Here is a 26,965-nt window from a genome sequence, read left to right as displayed (position 1 = left end):
GGGTCCAGAGTCGGCGGTCAGGAGCCCGCGCGGCCGTCGCTGCGTGCGCGCTCCCAATGCGGGGTGAGCGCCAGCAGCTGCGCGTCCCGCCAGCGCACCCGTTCCTCCCACTCCTTCAGTGGCAGGAGGGACCTGCGCTGATCGGCCACGGTCGCGACCAGCTCGGGCGTCCAGGGATCGTGCTGGCCGCGCTCGGCGCCCATCCGCTCGTACGCCGGCCCCATCTTCTCGGCGTGCGAGGCGACCCCGCCCCGGGTGTTCAAGTCGACGGTCTCGAACGGCCCGAGGAGGCTCCACCGGCGTCCGAGGCCGCTGCGCACCACCTCGTCGACCTCCTCCACGGTGGCCACGCCGTCGCGCACCAGGCAGTAGGCCTCGCGGAGCACGGCGCCCTGGAGGCGGTTGAACACGAAGCCCTCCGGCTCGTGGCGGACGACAACCGGTCGCATCCCGGCCGCCGCGTAGAGCGAGCGGGCCCGATCGAGCACCTCGGCGTTCGTGCGCGGGGACGGCACCAGCTCGATGACGGGCAGCAGGTGCGGCGGGTTCGCAGGGTGCGCTACCAGCAGGCGGGCGGCGATGTCGTCCGACAGGTCGGAGGCGAGCGTGCTGGGCGGGATGGCCGAGCTCGCACTGGCCAGCACCGCGTCCGCGGGCAGCGCCGCCGCCGCCCGCTGGAACAGGTCGCGCTTGAGGTCGAGACGCTCGGGGGCGCACTCCTGGAGCAGTACGCCCCCCACGCAGGCCTCCTCGAGGACGTCGGAGACCTCCACCCGGCTCCAGACGTCAGCGGCCGGCGCGTCGATCAGGCCGTGCTCGGCGAGGAGCTCCAGCCGCTCTCGGAGCTCCTCGCGTGCCCGGATCCGCGCGTCGGCGACCGGGTCCCACAGGCGCACACGCCAGCCGGCGCCGGCGAAGCGGGCGGCGAACCCGACCCCGATGGAGCCGCCGCCCGCGATCACCACGCGAGCCGACTCGTCCTCGCTCGGCAGCCCCGGGGACGGCGACGGGTCGCTCACTCGGTCCACCACGACCGGTCGTTCGCATACCCGTGCTCGAGGATCGACACGACCGCCGCGTGCGTCAGCTCGCGGGGGTTGTTGTCGGTCAGCCGGGTGGCGAGCATCGCCTGCGAGGCCACGAAGTCGAACTGGTCCGGGGTGAGCCCGAGCGACTTCAGGTCCAGCGGGCAGCCCACGGTGTCGAGCAGCTGCTCGACCCGCTCGATGCCCGCCTTCGCAGCGTCGAGCTCGGACCCGGTGCCGTCCGCGACGCCCAGGATGCGGCCGATCTCGGCGAACTCCGGCGTCCGGGTGGGTAGGTTGAAACGCATCACGTAGGGCAACAACGCCCCGACGCCGAACCCGTGGGCGGTGTGGGTCAGCGCGCCGATCGGCGACTGGATGGCGTGCGCCGCGGCGGTGCCGGCGGTGTTGATCGCCATGCCGGCGTTGTAGGCCGCAAGCATGGTGGCGGAGCGCGCCTCGAGATCGCCAGGCTGCGCCACGACCGCCTCGAGCGAGGTGCTGAGGAGAGCGAGCCCGCTGCGGCAGAAGGTGTCGGTCAGGGGGTTCTTGCCGACATACAGCTTGCTGGCCAGGTCCTCCGGGGTCCGCTCCTTGACGCGGTCGGTGAACGTCTCGACCAGGTGGGTCATCGCGTCCGCGGCGGTCGCGGCGGTCAGGCCGGGTGGGCAGGTGAGGGTCAGCTCGGGGTCGATGACGGCGGCATGCGCCTCGAGGTGCGGGTCGGCGACGCCCACCTTCATCCCCCGCTCCGCGTCGTAGACGACCGAGACGCAGGTGACCTCCGCTCCGGTCCCGGCCGTGGTGGGCACGGTGAAGACCGGCAGCCCGGGGCCGGGCACCAGGAACTCGCCGTAGTAGTCGCGGACGTCGCCGCCGTTGGTGAGCACCACGGAGACGACCTTGGCCAGGTCCATGCAGCTGCCGCCGCCGATGCCCAGGACGGCGTCCACGCCGACGTCACCGAACCGCTCGACGACGGCCAGGATGTCCTCGCGGGGCAGGTCGGGCCTGGCCTCGGCGAAGACGGAGGTGCGTACGCCGGCCTGCTCGACCGCGGCGACGACCTCCTGGAACTCCGGGGTCGTGGCCATCCGCTCGTCGGTGATCACCAGCAGGTGCCGGGCGATGTCGCGCACGAGGTGGGGCAGCTGGCGGCGCTGCCCGGGTCCGAAGAGGACGATCTTGGGCTGGCGGGTGATCCCGACCCGCGCCACCGACGTCGAGGCGGCGCTCATGCGAGCACGTCCTCGTCGACGGTGATGGCCAGATACTTCGGCTCGAGGAACTCATAGATCGCCCCGTGTCCGCCCTCACGGCCCAGCCCCGACGCCTTGATGCCGCCGAAGGGCGCGGCCGGGTCGGCCATGATGCCGCGGTTGACGCCGACCATGCCGAAGTCGAGCTGCTCCGCCACGGCCAGAGCGCGGGAGAGGTCCTTGGTGAAGACGTATGCGGCCAGGCCGTAGCTGGTGTCGTTCGCCACCTCGACCGCCTCGGCCGTGCTGCCGACGGTATAGATCGTGGCCACCGGGGCGAACAGCTCCTGCCGGCACAGATCGTTGTCCCGGTCGTGCACCTTGAAGACGGTGGGCTCGAAGAAGTAGCCCTCGCCCGGCAACGCGCGACCGCCCGTAAGAAGCTCGGCGTCGGCGTCGGCGAAGCCAGCCACCAGGTCGACGACCCGGTCGCGCTGCTTCGCCGAGATGATCGGCCCGATCTCGGTGCCGGGGTCGAAGCCATCCCCCACGCGCAGGGCCTCGGTCAGCGCGACGAACCGCTCGGTGAACGCCTCGGCGATGCTCTCCTGCACGATGATTCGGTTCGCGGCAACGCAGGCCTGGCCGGCGTTGCGGAACTTGCAGACGATCGCCTGCTCGGCGGCGAGGTCGAGGTCGGCGTCCTCCAGCACGACGAAGGGGCCGTCGCCTCCCAGCTCCATCGAGGCATTGGTGATGTGGGCAGCGGCTTGCGTGAGCAGGGTGCTGCCGACGCCGGTGGAGCCGGTGAAGCTGACCTTGCGCAGCCGGGGGTCGGCCATCAGCTCCGCCGACAACGCGGAAGAGCCGGTCGTGTGGACCAGGTTCACGACACCGGTGGGGAACCCGGCGTCGGCCAGCACCTCCACGAACAGCGCGCAGGTCAGCGGGGTCTCCTGCGCGGACTTCACCACGACGGTGCAGCCGGCCGCCAGCGCGGCGCCGGCCTTGCGGGCGATCATCAGCAGGGGGAAGTTCCAGGGGGTGATCAGCAGGCAGGGGCCGACCGGCTGGTGCGTAGTGACCACGCGGTAGGCGCCGCGCGAGCCGTGCGCGTAGCTACCGTGCAGGTGCGCGATCTGCTCGGCGTACCAGAGGAAGAAGTCGGCGGAGAGCTGGAACTCGCCGTCGGACTCGGCCAGCGGCTTCCCGCTCTCGAGCGTCATCATCTCCACGATGTGCTGCCGGCGCTCCAGCAGCAGCCGGTGGGCGCGGTGGAAGAGGTCCGCGCGGTCGCGGGGCAGCACGTCCCGCCACCCCTTCTGGGCACCGACCGCTGCGTCGAGGGCGTCGCGGGCCTCCGCTGGGGTGCCGTCGGCCACCTCGGCCACGACCGCACCGGTCGCCGGGTTGAGGACGGCGAAGGTGCGCGCCGCCTGCCGCCAGGCTCCGTCGATGAAGAGTCCGACGGGGACGTCTCGGTCACGGACGCTGGCGGTTCCGGGAGGAGCGGTGAGAGTGGTCATCGGCGTACTTCCTTCATCGGGGGCGGCGCCGTTGTTGCGCCGAAGGGCGATTCGCGTATTACGCTAAGACGGTCGACGGCCCGGAGCACGGGCCTGATTCGAATTGAGACACCTGGCTCCCGCTAAGGGGGCCCCAGCCCGCGGAGGACCCATGCCGACCGGTCGCGTCACACGTCATCCGGCGCCGTTGCGGCACCAGGTCGCCCGACTGCTGCGCGAGGACATCCTCGACGGCGTCTACGCGCCCGGCGAGCGCCTGCTGGAGACCCGGATGTGCGAGTCTTACGGCGTCTCGCGGACCGTCGTGCGCGAGGCGCTGCGCCAGCTCGAGACGGAGCGCCTGGTCACGGTGCTCGCCCACCGCGGGCCCATCGTCACGGTGCTCAGCGCCGCGGACATCAAGGCGGTCTACGACGTTCGCCGGGCACTCGAGGGACTCGCCGGCGAGCTGTTCGCGCGGGATGCCACGCCCGAGCAGGCCGACGCGCTCCTCGCTCACCTGGCGGACATGGAGGTCAGCTACGTGCGCGGGACGGTCAAGACCCGGGAGCAGGCCAAGGAGCGGTTCTACGAGCTCCTCCTGGCCGGCACCGGCAACGACGTCCTCGCCGCGGACCTCAGCACTGTGCACGCGCGCATTGCGCTGTTCCGCCGCTACGCCCTCGTGGACGACGAGCGCGTGCACCTCTCCTTCGAGGAGCTGCGCGAGATCGTCACGGCGGCCGCGGTCACCCGCGACCCCGAGGACGCTCGGCGGCGCTGCGAGCACCACATCGCCATCGCCGGACGACTCGCGGTCGAGGAGTACGAGCGCCGGCTCGACGCGGAGCCAGCACACGCCAGCGCCACCTGATAGCCGAATCCCGTATTACGAGACTCTGGCATGAGACGCCCGTCACGTGATACACATCCCCCTGGGACGCCGCGGCGGGCGCGCTCGGGCCCACGAGCTCAGAGTTGGAGAAGTGGCGATGGTGTCTTCCGACCGGGATGGCCTCGGGTCAGAGCGAAGCAAGGAGCGCTGGCTGGCTGCCGGCGAGGTCGGCACCTCCGAAGGGCTCGGCGCCGTGTCGAGCGACCTGATCAGGTCCTGGGAGCGCTCGCGCGCGGCGGTCGGCCTGCCGACGAACGTGCACGACGTGCCCTACGTCGCCGAGGACGTGCTCGACGCCCACGTGCTCGACATGTTCCAGGCGCCGCTGACCCGGTTCGCCGACGAGCTCGACGGCACCGGGCTGGGCATGCTGCTCGCCGACGCGCAGGGACGGATCCTGCAGCGCTGGGCGACCGACGGCACCGCCGCGCGGCACCTCGACAGCGTAGGCACCAACCGGGGCGCCGTGCTCGCCGAGGACCTCGTCGGCACCAACGGCGTGGGCACGGTCGCCGCCACCGGCCGCAGCGTGCAGATCGTCGGCACGGAGCACTACGCCGACCTGTATCGCAACGCGGTGTGCACCGGGACGCCGATCGTCCACCCGATGACCGGCAAGCTGGTCGCGGTCCTCACCCTCTCTTGCGGCATCACCGACAGCGTCGCGCTCGTTCGGCCGCTGGTGAAGTCGATCGCAGGCCAGCTCGAGCGGCACGTCCTCGACGCCCAGCAGCCGGAGGCGCGGATGATGCTCGCTGCATTCCTGTCCGCGGCGCGGACCGAGCCCGGGCCGGTCGTCGGCTTCGGACCCCAGGGCCTGGTCATGCAGAGCCAGAAGGCGGCCCGGCTGACCAGCGCCGACGTGTCATCGCTGGCCGAGTTCTGCGGCGGCGTACGCCGCGACGGCCGCTACTTCCTCGAGCTCTCCCACGGCACCTCGGAGCTGCGGGTCACCACCCTGGACGACGGCGCCGGCGCCATCGTCTCGCTGCAGCGCGAGCGCTCCGCGCCCGCGGCAGCGCTCGGGCCGACCCGAGCCCAGCTGGTCGGACGCGCGCCGGACTGGCTGGCTGTGCTGCAGACAGTGGCGCGCCACCGCGAGTCCCGCAAGCCGCTCGTGATCGCCGGCGAGCCCGGCACCGGCAAAGCGTCCGTCGCGCTCGGCCTCCCCTTCAAGCCCAACAGCGCACCGGCCAAGGCGCTCACCGTCGACGCGGCCGAGCGCCACCTCTCGGGCAGCCGCAAGTGGCTGCAGCGACTTGCGGACCGGCTCGACGCCGCCTCCCCGGTGATCGTGCGCGGCCTGGAGACGCTGGACGCCTCGACGCTGGACGGGCTGTCCTCGCTGGTCGAGACGCACGGCGGCAGCGCACCGGTGATGTTCACCGTCTCCGCGTCGACGACGGAGGAGGCCGCCGAGGTCGCCGGCCGTCTCAACCTGCCCCAGGTGTGGGTGCCCTCGCTCCGGGAGCGGTCGGGCGACGTCGGGGCGCTGTGGCGCTTCTTCACCGACCAGATCTGCCCCGGCGCCGGCCTGGAGCTGCGCGCCGAGACGCTCGCCATCCTCGAAGGCCACGACTGGCGTCGCAACCTCAAGGAGCTGCGCGGGATCATCGAGGACCTCACGCTGGTCGGCAAGCGGGGGCCGGTGCTGCCGCCCGACCTGCCGGCCCAGCTGCAGGGGGCACGCCAGCTGACCATGATCGAGCGGGCCGAGCTGGAGGCGATCCGCCGCGCGCTCAAGGAGGCCGACGGCAACCGGTCGCGCGCGGCGGAGATCCTCGGCCTGTCCCGGGCCACGATCTACCGGAAGATGAAGGCCTACCGCCTGACCGCGTAGACGCGCTCCGCTCGGCCCGAATACGACGAGGGGCCCGCTCCCGATGGAGCGGGCCCCTCTTCGTCCCTCAGGCCGGGACCGACCGGACCGGGCTCTCCCGCCATCGGCGCACCCGGTGGGCGAGGACGGGGACCGCCTCCCGCAGCAGGACCACGGCGACGAGCACCACGGCCTGGGCGATGAGCTGCTGGGAGTCCTGCCAGCCCAGCGAGCGGAGCAGCTGCCCGAGCTGGGTGAGGAAGAGCGCCGCGATCCCGCTGGAGACGAGGCTGGCGAGGCCGCCGGTGAGCGCCGTGCCGCCGAGCACGACCGCGGCGACCGACGGCAGCAGGTAGCTGTCGCCGAGGAACAGCGGCGGCGTCTTGGTGTAGCCGGCGAGCAGCACGCCCCCGCCGCCGTACGCCAGGCCGGCGAAGCCGTAGGCGAGCACCTGGTACAGGGTCACCCGAACGCCGTTGACCGCGGCCGCCGGCGCGGACAGCCCGGTGTAGGTGAGCCGGTGGCCGGCGATCGAGCGGCGGGTGACCAGCCCGGCCACCCCGACCACCACGACCGCGATGATCAGCGTGTTCGGGATGCCCAGTGACCGATCGAGGGCGAACCGGTTGAGTGCCGTCGGTGCGCCGGCCGGCGTACCGTTCGCGAGCTTGAAGACGGTGCCGAGCAGCACCGCGTTCATGCCGAGCGTGACGACCAGCGGCATCACGCCGCCGACCGCCACGATCAACCCGTTGACGAGGCCGACCACGCCGGGCGCCGCGACGGCGCAGATGACGGCGAGCCAGAGCGGCCAGCCGTGGTTCTGCGGCATCACCGTCACCACCGCCGCGGCCAGCGCGATCATGCCCGGCACCGAGAGGTCGAGCCCGCGCTGTTGCACGACGAGGGTCTGGCCTGCTGCGACCAGCGCCAGGACGGAGGCGAACGGCAGCATGCTCAGCAGCGGTGCCGAGCCGAGGCTGCCCGGTGCCAGCACCGGGCTCAGCGCGAAGAGCACCAGCGTGGCGAGCAGGATCGTCGCGCCTCCGCCCGAGAGCTGACGGCGCCACCACTCGGCGGCGGGAGATCCGCTGTCGGCACGCTCAGGCGTTCGGGGTGCGGAGCGGAGGGTGGGGGTGGTCATGACGCGCTCCTCAGCGGCGATCGACCCTGCCGTAGCCGGGCGTAGAGGATGGCCGCACCGAGGGTGATCAACCCCGGCAGCCAGTAGGACCAGGCCTGCGAGAGGCCCAGGAACGGGGAGACGTTGACGACCTGCTGGACCAGGAACGCGGCGGCGATGACGCCGAGGAAGGAGCCTCGACCACCGAAGATGCTCGCGCCGGCCAGGACCACCACCGTCACCGAGCTCAGCGTGTAGGACAGGCTCGGACGGCCGTCGCCGATGCCGATCTGGCTCATCATGATGAAGCCGGCCGGCAGGACCAGCAGGGAGCAGAGCACGTAGGAGCCGGCCCGGACGAGCCGGACCCGGATGCCGAGCCGCTCGGCGGCGTCCTGCCGCGATCCGACCGCGCGCAGGCTGACGCCCCAGCGGGTCCGCCGCAGCGCCACCTCGAGACCGAGCCCGACGACGACCGCGACGATCGTGACCACGGGGACGAACCCGACTGTCGACTGCAGCTTCGTGGCGATGGCGGGGAAGATGACGCCGCCGGGCGTGGAGCGCAGGCTCAGGTAGAGGCCCTGCAGTGCCATGTAGGTGGCGAGCGTGGCCACGACCGGGTTCACCCGCCACCACGTGACGAGCAACGCGTTGACCGCCCCCACCCCGAGCGCGGCGAGCACCATGAGGAGCATGCCGGCATACAGGTTGCCGCCCTCCACGATCCAGAACGACGCGATGACCACCAGGAACCCCATCAACGGACCGACGGAGAGGTCGAAGCCGGCACCGAGGACGACGACCTGCTGCGCGAGCCCGACGAAGAGCAGCGGTGCCGTCATGAACAGCAGGCTGTTGAGGTTGAACTGGCTCAGGTAGGTCGAGCTGTGCAGGCTGACGACGACGCCGAGGGCCACGAACAGCAGGGCGAGCACGGCCGAGGGCGAGTGGTCGCCGGTGAGCCAACGGGACAAGCCGCCGCTGCTCCTGCCGCGGTCCCGGCGCTCGGCCCGGGCCCGCACCGTGGTCGAGGTGAGCGCCGCGCGGGCGATCGCCTCCTCGGTCACCTCCTCGCCGCGCAGCTCCTGCACGATCGAGCCCCGCGACATGATGAGCACGCGGTCGCACAGGCCCTCGAGCTCGACGCCGTCGGAGGAGAGCACGACGACCGCGGCGCCATCGTCAGCGGCGCGGCGCAGGATGGCGTAGATGTCCACGCGCGCTCCGGCGTCCACGCCCTGGGTGGGCTCCTCGGCGAGCAGCACGCGCGGCTGCGCGAGCAGCGTCCGGGCCATCACGGCCTTCTGCTGGTTGCCGCCGGAGAGCGAGGAGATCGGGGTACGGGGCGAGGGCGTCTTGATGCCCAGCCGGCCGATCTGCTCCCGGGCGACGGCCTCGGTGCGGTGCTCGGAGACGAGACCGCCCGTGGACACCTCGTCGAGCACCCGGGAGACGATGTTCTCGCTCACGGGCAGCGGCAGGAACACGCCCTGACCGTGCCGGTCGGCCGGCACGTAGACGATCCCGGCGCCGCTGGCGCGGGCGCTGCCCGACCCCACGCGGCGACCGGAGACCGTCACCTCGCCCGTGGCGGGACGGATGCCCGCGATCGCCTGCAGGAGCGCGGCCTGCCCGTTGCCCTGTACGCCGGCGAGCCCGACGATCTCGCCGGCGCGGACCGTCAGCGAGACGTCGGAGAACTCCCCCGAGCTGAGGCCGGAGACGACCAGCTGCTCGGCGGCGTGCTCGGGAAGCGTCGGCCGGTCGGGGAAGACCGCGTCCAGCGAGCGCCCGATGACCCGCTCCACGATCTGCTGCTCGTCGACGTCGTCGGCGTCGAACGTGCCGCGGACCTGCCCGTCGCGCAGCACCGTGATCCGGTCGGCGATCTGCTTCACCTCCGGGATCCGGTGGGAGATGTAGACGATCCCCGTGCCGTGCTCGGCGAGCTCGCGGACCCGCCCGAACAGCCGCTGGACCTCGTCGAGGTTGAGGTGCTCGGTGGGCTCGTCGAGGACCAGGACGCGTGGCTGGAGGGCCAGCGCCTTGACGATCTCGACGACGAACCGCTGCTCCATGGACAGGTCCTCGACCCGGTCCCGAGGGTCGATCCGCATGCCCCAGGGCTCGAGCTGGGCGGCCGCCCAGCGGCCGGCGCGCCGCAGCCCGCCGACCCGCCGGTAGCCCACCCCGACCGCCATGTTCTCCGCCACCGTCAGGTGCGGCAGCAGGGCGGGGTCCTGGCGCACGATGCCCAGCCCGAGGTCCCGGGCGAGGTGCGGGGAGGCGACGGCGAGGGGCTCGCCGCCGATCCGCACCTCGCCCTCGTCCGGGGCCAACGCCCCGGACGCGACGGCCATCAGCGTCGACTTGCCGGCGCCGTTCTCGCCGACGAGGGCGTGCACCTCCCCCGCCCGGACGCGGAAGCTGACGTCGTGCAGCGCCCGCACGCCCGGGAACGACTTCCCGATGCCGGTGAGCTCGAGGACGGTGCCGTCGCCGCGGTCGCCGGGAGGCGGGGAGGGGTCGGCCGCGGCGACGGGCGTCGCGACCAGGTCCTGCTCGTCGAGGTGGGACACGACGATCTCCTTCAATGAGGTGGGTGGACTACTGGGCGAGGTAGCCGCCGTCGATGACGAGCTCTGAGCCCGTCATGAAGCTGGACTCGTCGGAGGCGAGGAAGACGGCACCGGCCGCGATCTCCTCGGGCCTGCCGGGGCGTCCCAGCGGGGTCTGCGAGACGACGAAGTCGTTGACCTCGGGGGCCTGCGCTTCGGTCAGCGGCGTCCAGATGAAGCCTGGGTGCAGCGAGTTCACCCGGACGCGCTCCTTGGCGTAGGTGATCGCGGCACTCTTGGACATGTTGCGGACCGCGCCCTTGGTGGCGTGGTAGGCGTGCGCGCCGGCGACGGCGGCGTTGCCCCAGATCGAGGAGATGTTGATGATCGATCCGCCGCCCTGGGCGATCATGTGCGGGACGACCTCGCGCATGCCGAGCCACGTGCCGGTCTGGTTGACCGCGATGACGGTCTCCCACTCCTTCATGGTGAGCTCGTGGAGGGTGTCATAGGCGATGATGCCGGCGTTGTTCACGAGGACGTCGACCTTGCCGTGCCGCTCCACCGCCCCGGCCACGACCTCGCGCCACGCGTTCTCGCTGGCGACGTCGAGCTCGCGGAACTCCACGCCGTCGGGCAGGGACTCGCTGTTGGCGGCCCGGCTGGTCGCCACGACCGTGGCGCCGGCGGCCGCGAAGGCGCTGACAATGGCGGCGCCGATGCCGCGCGAGGCGCCGGTGACGATGGCGACCTTGCCCGCCAGCCGGCCCGCGCCGTGGGTGACCGCGGCGCTCATCGGAACAGGCCCTTGAGCTGGTCGACCGTCAGGCCGGAGGAGAGGATGGCGTCCGGCGGCAGCGACTTGTCGCACTTGGGCTGCTTGTTCGGGTCGGTGGAGTCCTCGATGATCTGCAGGTTGTAGGTCGAGGGCTCGTTGTTGGCCAGGCCGTTGTAGGCGGCCAGGCCCTTGTGCAGGGCCGCGATGACCACCCAGTTGCGCGAGGACTCCGTCGCAACCTCGTAGCTCGGCTGGGAGGCGTGGTACTGACCCCACAGGCAGGCGAACTCGTTGGAGTCGTTGGCCGACCACACCGGCAGCGGCTTGTTGGCGGCGAGGAAGGCGCGGATGCCGCCGACCGAGCCGCCGCCGTAGTCGGCGACGACGCCGTTGATGTTCCCGTAGCGGGTGATCAGGCCGGCGACGACCTGCTGGGTCTTGCCGGGCTCCCAGTCGGTCGAGACCGGGCCCTCGGGGTCGAGCAGCTTGACGCCGGGGTGGGCCTTGGCCGCCTCGGTCACGCCTTCGAAGACGGTCTGGGAGTAGGAGTTGCCGGCGATGCCGCCGAGCATGACGAGGTTGCCCTTGCCGCCCATCTTGTCGATGGTCCACTCGGCCAGGTTCTTGCCGTAGGTCTTGACGTCCTCGGAGACGAAGTCGACGTAGTCCTTGCCGGGCGTGCCGCCGGGCGAGCCGACAAACGGCACCACGGCCACCCCGGCCGCGGTCGCCTTCTGGATCGTGGGCAGGAGCGCCTCGCCACCGTCGACGAACGTGACGATCACGTTCACGCCCTGGGAGACCATCGAGTTGATGTCAGAGATCGCGCGCTGGGTGTCGCCCTGGGCGTCCGTGTAGATGACCTTGGTGACGTTGGGGCACTTCTTGGCCTCGGCCTCCAGCAGGGCGCGGGTGATCTTGCGCCAGGAGTTGCCGCCGAAGCCGTCGGCGAGCCCGACCTTGATCGGCTTGTCGCCGCAGAACTTCGAGATGTCCTGGATCTGGTCCTGGGTGCCGGTCGTCCCGGTGGTGACCTTCGACCACTTCGCCGCGCCGCTGCCGTCCGCGCCGGCGTCGGCAGCGGTCTTGTCGGAGGACAGGCCGCCGCCTCCGCACGCCGTCATGCTGAGCGCGGAGGCGAGGGCCACGGCGGCTGCGCCGAGTGCTCGCTTGTTGTTTCGCATCAGAGTTGTCTCCTGTTCGTGGGCTGTGTCGCCGGCCCCGGTGGGGCACCTGGACAACCGTCGTGAGGCGGTCACGGCCACCGCGGAGGACGCGGTTCCGGCGGCGTTGCCACGAGTCTGTGACCACACACGGGCGGTGATGCGAGTCACAGTGAGACGGCACTGACTCAAATTGCTACACCCCCCTCCTCTCCCCATTCCTGCGTGGTCGTCTGGGTCTCGCCGCCCCTTCCGGGCCGCCCCGGCGCCTTGCTCACGCACCGCCGGGCCCACCGATCGCGAACGAGGAGGACGCATGTCCCAGCCCCGCCCGACCGACCCGCTCGGCCAGATGTACGCAGACTGGACCGTCGAGTTCGAGGCCCATCCGCAGATGTCCGTCCAGCTGATGCGATGGGTCTTCGAGGACTGGCACCGCGCTACCGCCGAGCCCGAGGGCGTCACCTACGCGTCGACCACCCGCGGCGGCATACCGGGCATCCTGGCCACGCCGGTCGACGGTGAGCAGGACCGGCTGATGGTCCTCATGCACGGCGGCGGGTTCGCCCTCGGCTCCTCGGCAAGCCACCGCAAGCTCGGCGGCCACCTCGCCGCCGCCTGCGGTACGCCCGTCTTCGTCGTCGACTTCCGGCTGGCCCCGGAGGCGCCGTACCCGGCGCAGGTCGAGGACGGGCTCGCGGTCTACGACGACGCGCTGCAGCGCGGGATCGCTCCGGGCGACGTCACCTTCGTCGGCGACAGCGCCGGCGGCAACCTGGCCATCTCGATGGTGCTCACGCTGCGCGAGCAGGGCAAGCCGCTGCCCGGGGCCGTCATCACCATGTCGCCCTGGTTGAACATGGAGAACACCGGCAAGACGATCGAGACCAACAACGACACCGACTTCCTCATCACCCGCGAGGGGCTGCAGGGCAACATCGACCGCTACCTCTCCGGTGGCGCCAGCCCGACCGACCCGCTGGTGAACCCCCTCTACGCGACGTACGACGGCTTCCCGCGCCTCTACGTGTGCGCCGCCGACACGGAGTCCCTGTTCGAGGACTCCGAGCGGCTCGTCGAGCTGGCCGAGCGCGCCGGCGTCGACGTCACCTTCTCCGTGGGTCACGGGCAGCAGCACGTGTACCCGCTCCAGGCCGGTCGCCTCGAGCGCGCCGACCAGGAGATCTCCCTCATCGCCGACTGGTACCGCGCCGGCCGCTGACCCGCCTCGAAAGGAACCCCCATGACTGACCAGAGCTACGACGCCATCGTGATCGGTGCCGGCTTCTCCGGCCTCGCGGTCCTCCACCACCTCCGCGAGATCGGGCTCGACACGCTCGTGCTCGACGCCGCCGACGGGATCGGCGGGACCTGGTGGACGAACCGCTACCCGGGCGTGCGCACCGACAGCGAGTACAGCTACTACTCCTTCTCCTTCTCCAAGGAGGTGCGCGAGGAGTGGGTGTGGACCGAGCGCTACCCCGCGGGCGCCGAGGTGCTGCGGTACCTGAACTTCGTGGCCGACCGGCTGGACCTGCGCAAGGACATCCAGCTCGGGGCGCGCGTCGAGCGGGCGGCGTACGACGAGGACACCAACCGCTGGACGCTCACCCTCGCCGACGGGCGCACGTTCACCACCAAGTACCTCGTGTCCGGGATGGGCGTGCTCTCCCAGGCCGTGTTCCCCGACATCGCGGGCATCGCGGACTTCGCCGGGCAGAAGTACCACTCCTCGATGTGGCCGCACGAGGGTGTCGACCTGACCGGCAAGCGGGTCGGGCTGATCGGCCTTGGCGCCTCCGGCATCCAGATCGTGCCGGAGGTGGCGAAGCAGGCGGGCGAGTTCTTCGTCTTCCAGCGCACCCCCAACTACATCGTGGAGACGACCAACGACCCGGTCACCGCCGACGACATGCAGCACCTGCGGGACCACTACGACGAGATCTACGCCGCAGCCGCGGCACACCCGTTCGGCGTCTACATGGAGCCGGCCGAGCACAGCGCGCTCGAGGTCTCCCCCGAGGAGCGACGCCGGATCTTCGAGTCGAAGTGGAACGAGGGCGGCTTCCACTTCGCCAACGAGTGCTTCAACGACCTGGCCACCAACCACGAGTCCAGCGAGCTCGCCGCGGAGTTCATCCGCTCCAAGATCCGCGAGACCGTGACCGACCAGCGCACCGCGGAGCTGCTGTGCCCGAAGACCTACTCGTTCAACGGCAAGCGGGTGCCGACGGGCCACAACTACTACGGCACGTTCAACCTGCCCACCGTGCACCTCATCGACACCGCGTCCGAGCCGATCAGCCGGATCACCGAGAAGGGCATCGTGGTCGGCGACGTCGAGTACGAGCTGGACGTGATCATCTTCGCCACCGGCTTCGACGCGATGACCGGCACGCTGACCGCGATCGACATCGTCGGCCGTGATGGCACCACGCTGCGGGACAAGTGGCGCGAGGGCGGCCTGAAGTCGAACCTGGGCATCTCGGTGCACGGGTTCCCGAACTTCTTCATGTCGCTGGGCCCGCAGACGCCGTACTCGAACCTGCCGGTGCCGATCCAGCTCGGGGCGCAGTGGCTCCAGCGCGCGATCGACTGGGCGGAGAGGAACGGGGTGCCGTTCCTCGAGGCGACGCCGGAGTCGGAGGACTGGTGGGCCCAGGAGACCGAGCGCGCCGGCCGGTCGACCGTCATGTACTCCGAGGGCAAGAAGGCCAAGGCATGGTTCCTCGGCGAGAACATCCCCGGCAAGCCGGAGGAGTTCCAGGTCTACATGGGCGGCGGCCAGGTCTACCAGGAGTTCTGCCGCCAGGCGGAGTCCGACGGGTACGCCTCGTTCCTGGCCAACCAGCCCGCCCGGGCCGAGGTCGGGGCCTGAGGCGCGCCGCGGGTCGACTGTAGGCAAGGTCGCGCTCATCACCGGCGCCGGCCTGGGCATGGGGCGGACCAGCGCCGAGCTCTTCGCTCGCGAGGCGCGGCGGTGGCCGTCACCGACGTCAACGAGGCCGCCGCGAAGGACACGACCGACGCCATCAGGGCGGCGGCCGGCCGCGCGGAGTTCTGGGCGCTGGATGTCTCGAGGGAGAACCGGCGCGGCGGCGCAGCATCGTCAACTTCTCCTCGATCTACGGCCTGGTCGGCAGTGACGAGTTCACCGCGTACCACGTGGCCAAGGGCGCAGTGACGGTGCAGACGCGGCAGGATGCGGCGACGTACGGCAAGGACAACATCCGGGTGAACTCGGTGCACGCGAGCACCGTGCTGACTCCGCTGGTCGAGGGGCATTGCCCGCGACTTCGACGGCGGGCTGCGGCGTACGAGGAGTTCATGACGTCGCACCAGTCGCTGCGCCGGCTGGGTCGCCCTATCGACGTCGCGTACGGCGTCCTCTACCTGGCCGCGGACGAGGCCCGTGGGTCACCGGGGTGATGCTGCCGATCGACGGTGGGTACACCGCTCGCTGATCCGGTGTCTGCGGCGTCGAGCCGGTCCCGTCGTGCTGACGGGACCAGCTCGGCGTCGATTGTGGGCGGAGTGGAACCGGAGCACCGCGTAGCCACGGCCGTGCCACGGGGCTCTTGCGGAGCGGACTCTCAGTCCGCTGCAGAAAGAGGGCTGGCCGCCACGTAGAGCCACTCCGCTCCGAGGGCCCTCTGGGGCAGGCCGGAAGTACACGGCAAGCCCGGGGCGCTCCCCTTGGACTAGCTCCTTCAAGTCGAGACGCTGGGCATGCTCGACGCACCCGGCGTCCCGACGAGGGAGCAGAACGCGAACGAGCCGGCTTCCTGACCCCCCGAGGTCAACTCCGTCTCCCATAGCCGCGCCTGTGACCGCCACAGTTGGGACTCATGAGAAACCTGGCGTAGGCCTGACGCACCGAGCTCTTCCGCCGAAGGGACCGTCTTCACCCGCGCCGGTTGACCGGAGCAAACCAGGAGCGCTTGCCGAGCCGCTTACGAAGGATTCTGCGCGCACGGATGTGCCCACCTGGGACAGCGGTTCGCGTAACCGCGTCACCAGGCCCGCGAAGAGCGGCGGTATGCGTGTGGCAACCTGGAGAACCTTGTCCCGTGCGAACGCCGGCGCAGGCGCTCTCGATCCGGGGAGAGCTGTCGGGCCTTCCTCTTTCCGCTACTCTGCTAGCCAGCACGACCGGGGCCGCGACGGAGCGAAGTCGCAGCCACACTGAACCAAGTCCCGGCGGCAGTTCGATTCACCAAACTGCTGCGGGGCACCCTTCCCGCGGCACCGCCCGGAAGGAAAGAGGTTCAGATGAGCAAGGTCCCCGAGCGCCCCTCACGAGGGAAGCACCGCACGAGGGTCCCGCACGTGAGTGAAGGCCGCTGGCGCCCCGCCCGACCCGGTCAGAGCATCGCCGACCGCATGCCGGAGTACGCCAAGGACTGGGATTACGACGAGAACGGCGACGCGACTCCCGAGACCGTCGCCTGGCGCTCCAACCACCGGGCGAACTGGAAGTGCCACGTATGCGGGAAGAAGTCGGTACGTGTGGTCGGCGGCAAGGCATACACCTACGAGAAGGAAGGACCCACCGGAGGCTGCCGGGGCCGGCTCTGCCCCCGGCGACCACGATCTGTCCTGGCACCGGAGAGGTCACTGCGCCGGCACGGCGCAAACCTGGTGGCGAGCTTCTGCCTCGAGGAGAACCAACCCGACACGCCTGACACGGTTAGCTACAGCGCCAAGCGAGTCTTCATGTGGCGCTGCCTCAAGAACTCCACTCACGCGGACTACCGGCTCTCCCTGCCATCTCAGCGAAAGACCGGGTGCCCCCTGTGCGCCAGTCTTGCATGCACGCACCCCGACGTCGCCGCCGAATGGCACCCCACCAAGAACGGCGATCTGACGCCCTTCGACGTCACGCACGGTGCCAAGACCGAGGTCTGGTGGCGATGCTCCCGAGATCACGAGTGGCCGGCGACGGTGGCGAACCGTGCACATGCCTCACATCGGACTCGTTGCCCGGAGTGCCAACGCGGACAGACCTCAGTCATCGAGATTGAGCTATTCGCCGAACTCGCGTCCGTCCTCTCACCGACCCTCGGCTCCGGCTCGGTGCTCAACCAGCGGCGCATCCCTGGCTTGACGAAGAGCTTCGGGCACGGCGACATCATCGTCCGCCTTGGTCGAGGAGACACCGAGCAGCTCGTGGTCGTCGAGTACGACAGCGCTTTCTTTCACGCCGGCCGGGAGCCGAAGGATCAAGCCAAGAGCGACGCCGTCCTTGCTGCCGGACACCGCCTCGTTCGGGTGCGCGAGCAACCGCTGCGTGCGCTGCACCCCGACGACATCGAGTGCGCGACGCCGACGCCCTTTCGTATGGCTGCAGTTGTCCTGCACCGCATGCTCGACCGGGGCTGGCTCGACCCCGTCACCGCCGCAGCTGCGCGCACCTACATCGCCCGCGGTAAGAGGCGCGGTACTGCGCTCGCTGACAGCATCCTCAACGATATCGAGTACCCCGACTACGGCGAGGAGTCCTTTGCGCACAGTCACGCGAAGCTGGCAGGCGAGCTCGATCAGCACGCCAACGGTCGCGTGACGGCTCGGAACCTCCGCGCCGACCAAGCCAAGAAGGTGTGGTGGCGGTGCCGCCTCGAGGACCTTTATGAGTCTGCACCGAGGGACCGCGCGCGCGGTCGCGGCTGCCCCTATTGCGCTGGCAAGAAGGTCAACCTAAGGACCTGCCTGGCCACCGTCGCACCGCACATCGCTGCCGAGCTCCCCGCCGACATCGCCCCTTACACCATTCACTCGGGCTCAATGAACTCCGTCAACTGGACGTGCAGTAAACCGTCCTGCGGCCATTCATGGCCGACGACGGTCAAAGCCCGCACCAAGCCGGGTGGCAGCGGCTGCCCGGCGTGTGCAGGAAAGGTCGCTACCCCGTGGCGGAACCTAACGACCGAACGTCCTGACGTCGCCGCGATCTGGCACCCGACCGAGAACTTGCCGCTTCGGCCGGAAAACGTACTGCCCGGTGCAAGGACCCCTTGCAGGTGGCTGTGCCCGTGCGGGGAGGCGTTCCCGAACACGGTGGCGGACCGCAGCTCAGCCAAGCACCAGCTGTGCCCTGGCTGCTCCCGGAAGCAGGGCTGGGCTTCACGTCGTCGGAAGACAAGCGCGTGAGCGGCCCTCTTCTTCGACACGAATCCTCCGGCCGACACACGCCCCACGATCGGGTTGGCGGGCTGCGGCCATCGGGTGGCGATTGCAGGGTCGGCGCAGTGCCGTCGACGTTAGCGTGCTCGGCGCGGGCATCGTGGTCATGCGGGTGTGCCCCTCGTGCTGAGCCGCCACAGCGTCGTGGACGATCGCGCTGATGCCCGACAGACATCGGCTAACGCGGCGGGACCTTCCGGGCCAGTCCGGGGGTGAAGTCCCGGAAACAGAGTCACTTCTATGCATTGAGGGGTATCCGATCGCTCCGCGTTGGGCGTGCCTTCACGACGCGGACGCTGCCTTCGCATGGCAGGCTTGCTACCTACGCCGTCGCCGGCCCGCGCGATGTGCCGAGCGTCGAATGTCGACCAACACGATCTGGTCTGCGGCCGCGGTCAACGCTGCGGCAACCATCTCCCTTTGCCACGCTGGCAGGACCACGAGTGCTGGCTTCAGCCGAGCGAACATAGCGTCGGCGGAGACGACGATCACTTTAGTGCGAGGGTTTGCGGCGACGGCTTCGCCGGCCAGCGCGACGAGTGCTCGGTCGGCGGCGTTCGGCCTGCGGCTGCAGCGCATCAACTCGATGCCTAGGTCGCGGCAGAGGTCGGCGAACTTGGCGCATGTCTGGGCATTGCCGGCCGCAACTACCCGCAACTCTCGACCGTTGCACCGCGACCGAGCCGTCCCAATGAGGGCGCGGAGCTGCCGCCGGCTGGGTGGTATCTGCACGTTATCCAGGTCGATCAGCACCAAGGCATCACGCTTGGTCTTCGTGCCCACGGCCAAGATTTCGCTCAAGTCAGCTGCGTCCGACCTCATCCGGTTCACCGCCTTGTACGCTCCCGAGCCTTGTCGGCGTTCGGAGAATCTAGCAGCGGTTGGCAGCAGGCTTGCCCACTTCGGCTCGGTGCTCGCTGCGCTCCATGGCACCGGACCGGCAATTCGTCCTTCGACAGCGCCCGGTCGACCCTGACCGCGATCCGTCGAGCTCTGGGACACCGATCGGACGCCGGCAAGGCAAACCGCCTAACCCTGCGTAACGGCGCCAGATTGCAGCCCGTCGGCGCTGAGCTGGCCACGGACGGCAACCATCATGCGAGAACGATGCTGGGTTTCAAGACGGTCGAACGCCGCCTCCCGTCGGCTCGATCCGGCGGAGCATGTTGATGGTGTGTCGGGCCCCATTCGAGCTGCGTTAGCGGCAGAATGCGAGCGTGACCGCCCCAGACCTCGACGGCGCGATCGCGACTCAACTCAGGTCCTTGGTGGACCGCGGGGACATATCGATCCTGCTGGGCGCCGGAGCGTCAATGGCTGTCGGTCTGCCCGATTGGGAGACTCTCGCCGTCGACATCCTGCGAGGCAGCGGAGTGATCGATTCGCCAGACGTGGCGTTGGCTTTCCTGCGTGGCCAGGACCCAATGCTGGCTGTCGAAGCAGCGCGCGGAGTCCTCTCCAACGAGGAATGGCACGACCTGCTGGCTGCAGCTCTCTATTCAGGTTCTGACGCCCCCTTTCCCTCCGCGCTTCACTTCGCTGTCGCCCAGTTAGCGGCTCAGCGAGATGCCGGAACGACGCGGCTCTTCACCCTCAACTTCGACACCCTGCTCGAAGAGGCAGTCCGGTTGGCGTTTGACGAGATCGGTCGGCCACAACATCTCTTCACCCGAGCATCCGCGACGCCTCGGGGAAGCGCTGATTCACTCGAGGTGCACCACCTTCACGGCGTCATCAGCCCTATCGCCGGTTCGGGCCACTCCGACGTCATCCTTGGCCTGTCGGACTTCGTCGGGCTGGCCGAGCGAAGTTGGCAGTACGGCGAACTCCAGCAAGCGGTACAACGAGGACCGTTAATCCTGGCCGGTACGTCCTACCGCGACCCGGACATGCGAGACTGGATCTACGATCTGACGCGGTCGAACCGCGATGCCCATGTCGCCACGCTGTTGGCGCGCGCGTCGATGGGGCTGTCCCGCGCGCAATTCCAGCACGTTCGCGACGCGCTCGTAGCTCAATGGCGCGCGGTCGGAGTCGAACCAATCCTCCTCCAAGACCACGCGGATGCAGCGCAAGTGATCCGCGAACTCACGTTCGTGAACATGCCGGGTTACGCGCCGCCCCGCGAACGCGCGGCGCGCGTATGGCAGTCACTGTGCTCGCGCTTCGAAGCTCTTCAAGCCGAGCACGCGCTGGCGTTGGAGGAGGACCGCCAGGAGCTCAAGCGGATACTTGGCTCCGACACCAACGTCACGCTTTGGGTCGCCGACGGGGAAGGGACGCTTGTTCGCTGGGCTGCGCCCGACCGAATCTACCGCGAGGCCACCCTCCTGAAGCGGATCCCGGCGAATCACGACAGCCCTTGGATAGCGGGACAGTGCCTCGCAATTGACGATGTCATCGCGAAGGAACCCGTCGAGGATCCGGGTGAGACGAGGCGCTGGCGATCGGTTGTCGCAGTTCCCATCGCGGTGACGATCCCGGGCGGTCCCCAGTTCACGACGGCGGTGATCTCCACGGCGACGACCAGCCCACTGAAGGACCATGACCTGGACGCCTGGTACGAGCTGCTTGGAGTCCGAGCAAATCTCTGGAGTCAACGGTTGGAGTCGCTGCCGCCGGCGTGATCCGCCGGTGTAGCGTGGCGGCAAGTAAGGGGGCACAACGATGAAGTCGACGGCGAAGACCTCAGTCCAGCGGCTGAGCAATGGCACGTACCGCGTGGGCTCAGCCCGAGGGCGAAGCGCCATCACTGGTCGCTTCATCACCAAGGCTGCTGAGAAGCCGGCGAGGGTAACTGCCGAGGCACCGAAGCAGAAGTAGCCGCCCGAGCACGCTGCTCGCTGGGAAGGGAGACCGGCCGAGGCAGAGAAGCGCACACCGTCGGCCAGGCTTACGTAGCCCTGGGGATCGATCGCAGGCCGGTCGGCCCGCGAGTCACGCCTACTGTCCAGTGCTCAGGTCTCCGCTACTCCCTCTGCCCAGTTCCGACTCAGACTCTCCGCTTGCAAGCGGATTCTCAGTCCGACGCCTGTTTGCTGGTGACCTGCCGCGAGCGACTCTCCGACCCGTGACTGGACCAAGATTGAACAGGTCTCCGATCTAGGCACATACCTGCCGCACACCGCCCAGACCTGAGCGCCGGCCGCGATTGCGCGGCTCCGGAGCCAGAAGGGCGCGAGAGCCAAGCGAGCGTCAATGATTGACCACAAGCGTTCTGCCCGAGGTCGACCTCGGCGACGACATAGGCGAGGCTATCGACGTGACGAGATCCTCCCAGCGGGACCGCGACCGAGAATGGTCGGAAGCCGTAGCGGCCCAGTACGAACTGGACGAGCTCGAAGCCATGTGCAATTGGCTCGACGTCAACCTGGATCTCAACCAGCAGCGCCTCGAGTCTGTCACGACGCGGCTCGGCAGTGTGGTCGCGTTTGGAGCGGCCGTTCTCGCGCTGATGGCGGCGACAGTCAAACAAGACGCTTGGCCTCTCACAGGTCTGGCAACTGTCGTGAGCTCGGTCGCCATCTGCGTTGCTGTCGTCGGCCAGAGGACTGTCTACCGGCCCGATCGCGATCCGACTTCGACATGGGACACGATGTGGGGGCCGCGGAAAGCTGGTGAGTTGCAGGTTATCCTCTACCGTCGCCGCTCTGCGCTCTTCGAGGATCAGCGGAAGGTGATCGATGAACGGACCGGGGCTCTCAAGGCATCGTCATGGATCCTGGCTTTCGGATCTTTCCTAGCGGTCACTGCGATACTCGTTTCTCGACTTTAAGGACGGGCCTATGCCAGGAGAAAGTGAATCCAGGGGCAACGACGATCCGAAGCCCCAGAAGCCAGCGGGAGACGACCCGCGCAGCGGAGTCGAAACCCGCAGCCTCATACATTCGGACATGCCCAAGCGCAAGAATGGGATAGCGAAGGCCAAGCACTGAGGGACCCGGTGAGGCGAGCACCTCGCAGAGTCACCTACGACCGCTCTTCGCCCACAACGGCCATCTCGCCCCACACCATCGACGTGCGGTCGTCAGACGTTGGTAACAGTGCAGGAGGACTCGGCATGGCCGGTCAGGACGACGCTCGCGGCAATAGCGATCCCAAGCCGCCTAAGCCGGCAGGTGACGATCCGCGCAGCGGGACCGAGATCAGGAGTCTTCTCGGCTCCGGTCATCCGAAGCCAAAGACCGGGGCGCGCAAGCCGAAAAGCTGACGCCCGTCCTACTGATGGCGTCAGCACCGAACTCACTGCCCGCACTGCCCCCAAACGTGAGGCCCAAGCGCGCTGGGCGATAACCGAGCGCGCCCAAGCGACGCGACCGACCGGGGCGCATATGTCCGACGTGAGCGGATTGGCAGTCCGAGCTACGGGGCGTCCCGTTCTTCCTAGTCATGCGAGCGGGACCGCGTTTGGACCCGTACCGGACACACCATCCCCTCCGACTGGACACGCCGGACCGTCGCAGCACGACGCCTGAGGTTCCGAGGACCTAGGCCGCCTTGATGTGGTCCAGGTCGAGGTCGTCGCCGAGCACGAGCTGGCGGTCGAACGCGCCCTTGGCCTCTCCGAGGCGCATCACTCCCATTCCCCGCTGCGAGCGACGCGCTCGGCGTGGACGGTTGTCAGCACGTTGCGCTCGACGTCGAGGTCGATGCTCTCCTTCGCCACGCCGGGAAGTTCGAACTCGATGACGAACCGGCGACACTTCGGAGGCGGGTCTGGTTGCGGCACGCCGATCGCGCTCTGCTCTGCGGGGAGGCTGCGTAGATGGCCTCGGCTTCGTGTCGCGAAGTGGCCAGTGCCAGTCGGCCTCACGGTGGAGGGTGAGTTCCCAGCCGTCGTCGGCCATGGCGCCGTAGGTGACCATGTGAGTCTCGTCGGGTTGGGCGAGCGCGGGTGCGGTTGGCAGTGGTTGTCAGCGCGGTGGATCGGGGCCGGCGATAGCGTCGGTCGGGTGGACGTGTTCGACATCAAGCGGCCTGACCATCTCGACGATGAGGCTTGGGCCGCTGTCAGCGTTGCTCGAGATCGGTTGAGCTGGGCGTGGCAGTTGGATGACGGGTCGGATGTCATCGGTCGGGCGAAGGACCTGATCGAGACGGTCGCGAAGGTTGTGTTGATGGCGGTGGACGGCACCGCGGACGACAAGATGGACTTGCAGCCCCTGTTGAAGAAGGCGCAGGCGGCGTTGAAGTTCCAGCCTGGTCCAGGCCTGTCGCACGATGAGGGTGTGCGTGCGGTGGCTCAGGCTGTTCAGACGATGGCGACGCAGTTGGGTCCGATCCGGAACAGCTACGGGACCGGGCACGGTCGAGCGACGAACCCGGACGTTGGGGAGGAGTTGCCGGCTCTGACGCTCGAGGCCGGGTTGATGTGGACCAGGTGGGCATTGCGGCGGCTCGGGCACGTCCTCGCGGACTACCCGAACGACCTGATCGAGGCGGTCGGGACGGGCACGTCGCTGGTGAAGCTGCGTAAGAAGTTCGCGGACGCGGTGCTGTCGCAGCAGCCAGTTGAGGTTCAGCACCGTATCGGTGTCGCGTTCGGGCGTCAGGCCGCGGGCGGGTTCGGCAACGCCGTCAGCGTGGGTGTCGCCCCGGTCGTCGACGCCGGCTTCGACGAGTACCCGGTTGGCTACCGCTGCGGGGTTCTCGAAGGGATGCTGCTGCATTCCGACGGCGAGATCGGCCTGACCAACGCCCACGCGCCGCTCTTCGTGTCCGTGTTCGGTTCCCTTCCGGAGGGCGCCGCTCGGGAGCTTGCTGCCGGACTTCGCACCCGGGTCGTGGACGCGGCGTGGATCGATACGTGGCGTGGCAGCCCGCTGGTGAATGCTCCCACTGATGTCACCGCGACCCTCAGGGCCGAAGGCGCCCAGCTCGACGGTTCGCACGTCGAGGCGTTCGGTGAGCTGCTCGCCTCGCTGGACGACTCCGCCATGCGGGCGACCGCGGACGAGGTCTGACCGCCCGTAGGGCGCGACGTGGTCTGGGGCTCTGAGGTCCCGGGACACGCCGCCTGGTCGTGAAGGCGATACACGCTCTGACCTGTTGTGTCAGGCGGAGGCGGGAACCAGGCCGACGGGGAGGCCTGTCGGGTTGACGTACTGGTAGCTCTGCGGGGGGCGCCCTATGCCGAGGTCCCCTTGTAGGCAAAGCGGCTCGTCTAGCACGGTGACGTCGCCGACCGTGATGCCGGTGGCACTGTCGCGACCTTCGAAATAGGCGTCGAAGCCGTCTCGGCTGATACCAGCGACCTTCTTGAAGCGGCGCCACAGAGAGGTCGGGGTGGTCGTGGTCTGCCCGGACACCTCGAAGACACCCACGACAGCGCTGACCGGCGCGGTTGCGTAGACGATGACATGGGTGACGTCGTCGGCGATGCGGCGCTTTCGGAACTCGACCTTCTTGGTCCCGGCCATGATGGCTTGGGCGTACTGCGGGTGGATCGACATGAGCGCTACTCGTCCGAGGTTTGACTCCGTTGTCGCAGCCACGCCACTCCTTCCGGGGAGACTTCGGTGATGCTTTGAGGGGTGCCGTTCAGGACGCCGGCCGAGACCAGGTCTGAGATAAGTATCGGGTGCGGCAGGGGCCCGTCGTGACGGAAGAGCACTGCCAAGACGGGGTGTGTCGCGCACTGTGCCTCGATGCTTGCCCGGCTGTAGACGGTCCTGGTCCCGACGAACGCGATGATGTCATCAGGCTCCGACGATCTCCGGGTCGCTTCGACGACCCCCACAGCGCAGACGTTCGACGGTCCGGCCCCGGTACGCATGAACAGGAGTGCGTCTCCGGGCGCGAGCTTGTTCGTCGGCGCGTGACACAGGTAGGCCTTCCGGATGGCGTTCCCGCAGCCCTCGGTACCTGTGAACAGGTCGCCGCCGGTGACGTCGGGCATCAGCTGGTTCAGCCAGTGGTCCACGATCGGGACGACGTGGGCACGCTCGAGCAGGAGACTGCCAGGTCCGTAGGCGATGTGGTGCGCGAGGGGCGACAGCGGATCGGCAGGGGAGACGTCTGCCTGCGTGTCGGCTGGTGGGTGAAGGTGCTTGACGAGGACGTGCTCGCCACGGACGGTGGCCGCCCCGGGCAGGACTGTGAAGCCGAACGCGGCGAGCCAGGCGAGCAGTTCCTGCTTGTCGGGGAGTACTTCGAGGTAGCAGCCGTCTAAGCGATGTTGGCGTGCGTGGTCGAGGCAAGCTCGCAGGAGAAGCTCTCCTCGCTTGTCGCCTTGAACGCGCTCGGCGACCTTGAACGTGCAGATCTTGAGCAGGTCGCCGGTTAGGCCGTACGGGGCGGTCTCGGCCTTCAGGACGCCGACCCCTTGAGGGTCTTCGGTATCGCCGAGGACGATGACGGGCCGGTTGGACACCTTGTCTCGCCACCAGTCGTCGAAGCCCTCGTAGTCGGCTCGCAGCGAGTCGAAGATGCTGGCGCCGAGTTGAACTTGGTAGCCCTCGACCTCGTACACGGCGGGACCGTGGACGGTCGCCGGGGACTTCAAGCTGTGCAGAAAGTCGAGCGCCTCAGTTAGCGACAAGACGCCGTCCAAGCCAGCGCGGATGGCGCGACCGCGCATCTGTGCGTCTTCGGTAACCAGCCAGCGTGCCCGACCGGTGGCGAACGTGTTGAGTACTTCGATGTCGGCGGAGTTGTTCGACGTCAGCACGGCGGGAAACTGCTCGCGAACCGACTGGTTGACGGGTGCGGCGGCCAGCACCGTGTACTTGGCCAACTGCCGATGTCGGCGTTCGCGAACTGCCGGTGGGGCTTGCAGGATGTCGCTGCGCGTGCCCTGGCTGAGGAGGAGTTGGAAGCCGACCTCCGGCACAAGACGCACCAATTCGGCGGCCTCGGCGCCGTACACATGGCCTTCGGGGTTGTCCTCTGCGGCGATGAAGAGGTTGGAGTCGATGAGGACCGCTGGCCGCAGCGTTGGCTGCGGCGTCAAACGCGACTCGCTCATCTCTCTCACCGTTCGTTGGGGTTCAGCGCTCCGCAACGTAGGCGAAAACGTGTCACCCCGTGAGTAAAACCGCCACGTCATCCCACTAGCTTCTAAGAGCTCAAGCTGCGAAGCTCCGGCGCGTGGAGGGCTATAAGAGACACGTAAAGGCGCATTTGCCGGCCGGCCAACGGCACGAGATGGACGCGGTTGACGAGCTGGCCGAACGCCTCCACCGTCACATCGAGGCCACCAAACTGGAGATCGCAGTCCTGCACGTGCACGGCGCGCAGAGCAAAGCGATCCAAGACCACTTCGCGAAGCTGCTGCGCCTGGAGCTGGGGTTCGCAGAAGAGGTCGTTCTGACGCCGCAGAGCGGATTGGTGACGCACGCTCGACCTGACTTCTTCTTCCAACTTTCCGAGGGGCGCGGCGTGATCGCCGAGGTCGAGCGGGGCGGCACGATAACGAACAACCACGACTTGAAGGACCTTTGGAAGGCACACGTGGCGCCGGATGCCCACCACCTCTTCCTGATTGTTCCAACGAACAACTGGAAGAAGGATGGTTCGCCGCGGGAGCGCCCGTTCCTCACCGTGTCGCGGCGGATGGGAGCGTTCTTCGGCGATCCTCGCCGGGAGATCGACGTAACGAGCGTGCACGTATTCGCGTACTGATCCTGCCCCCTTCGTGAACCGCGGCTTCAAAGCCGGCGAGGCGACCCAGCCGGCTCGCCCCGCAATGGGTGGATTCAACGGCGGACCCGATC

Annotated in this window: 20 protein-coding genes; 10 read left to right on the top strand and 10 right to left on the bottom strand. The window is 68.9% G+C overall.

Translation table 11 applies throughout. The features are described from left to right. Positions 1 to 17: 17 nt before the first annotated feature. The 3 genes from ABD205_RS06640 to ABD205_RS06630 are packed head-to-tail and all read right to left on the bottom strand — an operon-like array spanning position 18 to position 3,750. Entirely contained in the window at positions 18 to 1,019 is a 1,002-nt protein-coding gene (locus ABD205_RS06640; protein WP_344043653.1) for a 3-hydroxyacyl-CoA dehydrogenase, read from the bottom strand. Next, the gene (locus tag ABD205_RS06635) at positions 1,016 to 2,263 is read right to left on the bottom strand and encodes an iron-containing alcohol dehydrogenase (RefSeq protein ID WP_344043651.1); all 1,248 of its coding nucleotides are present in this window, start codon (positions 2,261 to 2,263) and stop codon (positions 1,016 to 1,018) included. The genes ABD205_RS06640 and ABD205_RS06635 overlap by 4 nt, the downstream gene beginning before the upstream one ends. Further along, complete coding sequence (locus ABD205_RS06630) at positions 2,260 to 3,750, bottom strand: NAD-dependent succinate-semialdehyde dehydrogenase (protein WP_344043649.1); 1,491 nt, start codon at positions 3,748 to 3,750, stop codon at positions 2,260 to 2,262. Before ABD205_RS06630 ends, ABD205_RS06635 begins: the two co-directional genes overlap by 4 nt. A gap of 151 nt (positions 3,751 to 3,901) precedes the next feature. Between ABD205_RS06630 and ABD205_RS06625 the strand changes: the two genes are divergently transcribed. Continuing rightward, the gene (locus ABD205_RS06625; protein WP_344043647.1) at positions 3,902 to 4,603 is read left to right on the top strand and encodes a GntR family transcriptional regulator; all 702 of its coding nucleotides are present in this window, start codon (positions 3,902 to 3,904) and stop codon (positions 4,601 to 4,603) included. 118 nt (positions 4,604 to 4,721) lie between these two features. After that, positions 4,722 to 6,464 carry a sigma-54-dependent Fis family transcriptional regulator gene (locus tag ABD205_RS06620; protein ID WP_344043645.1) on the top strand — a complete coding sequence of 581 codons (1,743 nt, stop codon included), beginning with the start codon at positions 4,722 to 4,724 and terminating at the stop codon, positions 6,462 to 6,464. 67 nt (positions 6,465 to 6,531) lie between these two features. On the opposite strand, the gene ABD205_RS06615 is transcribed toward ABD205_RS06620, so the two are convergent. Genes ABD205_RS06615 through ABD205_RS06600 form a run of 4 tightly spaced genes read right to left on the bottom strand, consistent with a single transcriptional unit; the run spans position 6,532 to position 12,089 of the window. After that, positions 6,532 to 7,587 (bottom strand): ABC transporter permease, encoded by a 1,056-nt coding sequence (locus tag ABD205_RS06615; protein ID WP_344043643.1) that lies wholly within the window; start codon positions 7,585 to 7,587, stop codon positions 6,532 to 6,534. After that, positions 7,584 to 10,148, bottom strand: coding sequence for an ATP-binding cassette domain-containing protein (locus ABD205_RS06610; protein WP_344043641.1), 2,565 nt, complete (start codon positions 10,146 to 10,148; stop codon positions 7,584 to 7,586). Before ABD205_RS06610 ends, ABD205_RS06615 begins: the two co-directional genes overlap by 4 nt. A gap of 28 nt (positions 10,149 to 10,176) precedes the next feature. Continuing rightward, a complete protein-coding gene (locus ABD205_RS06605) occupies positions 10,177 to 10,923 on the bottom strand; it encodes an SDR family NAD(P)-dependent oxidoreductase (RefSeq protein ID WP_344043639.1) in 747 nt (248 codons plus the stop codon). Further along, complete coding sequence (locus ABD205_RS06600; protein WP_344043637.1) at positions 10,920 to 12,089, bottom strand: substrate-binding domain-containing protein; 1,170 nt, start codon at positions 12,087 to 12,089, stop codon at positions 10,920 to 10,922. Before ABD205_RS06600 ends, ABD205_RS06605 begins: the two co-directional genes overlap by 4 nt. A 295-nt stretch (positions 12,090 to 12,384) precedes the next feature. On the opposite strand from ABD205_RS06600, the gene ABD205_RS06595 reads away from it, so the two are divergent. From ABD205_RS06595 to ABD205_RS06580, 4 genes are all read left to right on the top strand, one after another. Further along, complete coding sequence (locus ABD205_RS06595; protein WP_344043635.1) at positions 12,385 to 13,290, top strand: alpha/beta hydrolase; 906 nt, start codon at positions 12,385 to 12,387, stop codon at positions 13,288 to 13,290. Positions 13,291 to 13,311: 21 nt separating this feature from the next. Continuing rightward, the gene (locus ABD205_RS06590) at positions 13,312 to 14,946 is read left to right on the top strand and encodes a flavin-containing monooxygenase (RefSeq protein ID WP_344043634.1); all 1,635 of its coding nucleotides are present in this window, start codon (positions 13,312 to 13,314) and stop codon (positions 14,944 to 14,946) included. 182 nt (positions 14,947 to 15,128) lie between these two features. After that, on the top strand, positions 15,129 to 15,497 hold the full coding sequence (locus tag ABD205_RS06585; RefSeq protein WP_344044470.1) for an SDR family NAD(P)-dependent oxidoreductase: 369 nt from the start codon (positions 15,129 to 15,131) through the stop codon (positions 15,495 to 15,497). A 900-nt stretch (positions 15,498 to 16,397) separates the two neighbouring features. Then, entirely contained in the window at positions 16,398 to 18,218 is a 1,821-nt protein-coding gene (locus ABD205_RS06580) for a zinc-ribbon domain-containing protein (RefSeq protein WP_344043632.1), read from the top strand. 351 nt (positions 18,219 to 18,569) lie between these two features. Here the strand turns inward: ABD205_RS06580 and ABD205_RS06575 are convergent, their stop codons facing one another. Further along, positions 18,570 to 19,034 (bottom strand): NYN domain-containing protein, encoded by a 465-nt coding sequence (locus ABD205_RS06575; RefSeq protein ID WP_344043630.1) that lies wholly within the window; start codon positions 19,032 to 19,034, stop codon positions 18,570 to 18,572. 434 nt (positions 19,035 to 19,468) lie between these two features. Between ABD205_RS06575 and ABD205_RS06570 the strand changes: the two genes are divergently transcribed. The 3 genes from ABD205_RS06570 to ABD205_RS06560 all read left to right on the top strand — a co-directional run bounded on the left by ABD205_RS06570 (position 19,469) and on the right by ABD205_RS06560 (position 24,214). Further along, positions 19,469 to 20,878 carry an SIR2 family protein gene (locus ABD205_RS06570; RefSeq protein WP_344043628.1) on the top strand — a complete coding sequence of 470 codons (1,410 nt, stop codon included), beginning with the start codon at positions 19,469 to 19,471 and terminating at the stop codon, positions 20,876 to 20,878. A gap of 575 nt (positions 20,879 to 21,453) precedes the next feature. Continuing rightward, complete coding sequence (locus ABD205_RS06565; RefSeq protein ID WP_344043626.1) at positions 21,454 to 22,026, top strand: hypothetical protein; 573 nt, start codon at positions 21,454 to 21,456, stop codon at positions 22,024 to 22,026. Positions 22,027 to 23,203: 1,177 nt separating this feature from the next. Further along, on the top strand, positions 23,204 to 24,214 hold the full coding sequence (locus ABD205_RS06560; RefSeq protein ID WP_344043624.1) for an abortive infection family protein: 1,011 nt from the start codon (positions 23,204 to 23,206) through the stop codon (positions 24,212 to 24,214). A gap of 90 nt (positions 24,215 to 24,304) precedes the next feature. On the opposite strand, the gene ABD205_RS06555 is transcribed toward ABD205_RS06560, so the two are convergent. Together ABD205_RS06555 and ABD205_RS06550 are read right to left on the bottom strand one after the other, a co-directional pair. Further along, entirely contained in the window at positions 24,305 to 24,703 is a 399-nt protein-coding gene (locus ABD205_RS06555) for an ASCH domain-containing protein (RefSeq protein WP_344043622.1), read from the bottom strand. Between the two features lie 5 nt (positions 24,704 to 24,708). Then, positions 24,709 to 26,217 (bottom strand): GNAT family N-acetyltransferase, encoded by a 1,509-nt coding sequence (locus ABD205_RS06550; RefSeq protein WP_344043620.1) that lies wholly within the window; start codon positions 26,215 to 26,217, stop codon positions 24,709 to 24,711. A gap of 122 nt (positions 26,218 to 26,339) precedes the next feature. Between ABD205_RS06550 and ABD205_RS06545 the strand changes: the two genes are divergently transcribed. After that, entirely contained in the window at positions 26,340 to 26,873 is a 534-nt protein-coding gene (locus tag ABD205_RS06545; protein ID WP_344043618.1) for a hypothetical protein, read from the top strand. Positions 26,874 to 26,965: the final 92 nt, after the last annotated feature.

It is taken from the genome of Nocardioides panacihumi (assembly GCF_039530925.1).
GTDB classification, from domain to species: Bacteria; Actinomycetota; Actinomycetes; order Propionibacteriales; family Nocardioidaceae; genus Nocardioides; species Nocardioides panacihumi.
Note: the sequence above shows the minus strand (reverse complement) of the source record. Positions and strands in the feature narration are given on the sequence as shown.